Consider the following 206-nt stretch of genomic DNA (forward strand, 5'->3'; position numbering starts at 1 on the left):
CCAGCTCCATCGCCTCGGCCTCGCCGATGCGCAGGCGCGGTTCCGGCCGGATCACCCGGAACAGCGTCGCCACCGCCTGGCGGACCTGCTCGTCCGGCATCGCCAGCGGCTGTTGGACGAGATCGTGGCCCTCCTCCCGCCCCGCGGGCTCGTCGGCGGTGGCCAACAGCCGGTCGGCCGGCTCGACGGGGCGGGAGGGTACTTTC

The 206-nt window shown here is 74.8% G+C and carries 1 protein-coding gene; it reads right to left on the reverse strand.

Going from position 1 to position 206, the window contains the following annotated elements:
- Window positions 1-206 (reverse strand): hypothetical protein (locus UK12_RS42890; protein ID WP_197085457.1); only part of this gene is annotated, 206 nt, incomplete at both ends.

The sequence above is a fragment of the Saccharothrix sp. ST-888 genome (assembly GCF_000955975.1).
GTDB lineage: Bacteria > Actinomycetota > Actinomycetes > Streptomycetales > Streptomycetaceae > Kitasatospora.